Genomic DNA, 560 nt, shown 5'->3' with positions numbered 1-560 from the left:
CATCAATGGTCTTTACAAAGCGGAGGTAATACACCGTAAGAGCTGGAAAAACCGTGCAGAAGTGGAACTGGCCACACTCACGTGGGTGGACTGGTATAATAATCGACGATTGCTGGAAAGGCTGGGCCACATCCCTCCGGCAGAAGCAGAAAAAGCTTATTATGCTTCCATCGGAAACGATGATCTGGCAGCCTGAGTTCACAGATAAAACACTCTCCAGGAAACCCGGGGCGGTTCAGTATCCATTACCCGCTCGCAACTGGCAATGCTCCTCGATAAGCTGGACTGGCGTCAGCCAAAAACATCCCGCCTTAATGCACTGACAATGTTGTAAAATGTCATGGCCGGATTATAAAAACGGCCATGAATCAAAAATACCTCATTCGCATTGCAGAACTGGAATGCCAGCTCCGTCAGAAAGACCAGCAACTGAGTCTGGTTGAAGAGACGGAGGCCTTCCTGCGCTCTGCACTGGCCCGCGCCGAAGAAAAGATCGAAGAAGATGAACGGGAAATAGAACATCTGCGGGCTCAGATAGAAAAACTGCGCCGGATGCTGTT

At 50.0% G+C, this 560-nt stretch carries 1 protein-coding gene and 2 pseudogenes; all 3 read left to right on the top strand.

Annotated elements, in window-relative coordinates:
- Nucleotides 1-196: IS3 family transposase (locus BHE85_RS18245; RefSeq protein WP_139286454.1), on the top strand; the 196-nt coding region annotated here is incomplete at its 5' end.
- A 30-nt stretch (nt 197-226) separates the two neighbouring features.
- Nucleotides 227-334 (top strand): annotated as a pseudogene (locus tag BHE85_RS27700) (IS66 family insertion sequence element accessory protein TnpB); the annotation flags it as partial.
- A 29-nt stretch (nt 335-363) separates the two neighbouring features.
- Nucleotides 364-560: pseudogene (locus BHE85_RS18240) on the top strand (IS66 family transposase); the annotation flags it as partial.

Source organism: Shigella sp. FC1567 (genome assembly GCF_001743015.1).
Taxonomy (GTDB): domain Bacteria; phylum Pseudomonadota; class Gammaproteobacteria; order Enterobacterales; family Enterobacteriaceae; genus Escherichia; species Escherichia coli.
Note: the sequence above shows the minus strand (reverse complement) of the source record. Positions and strands in the feature narration are given on the sequence as shown.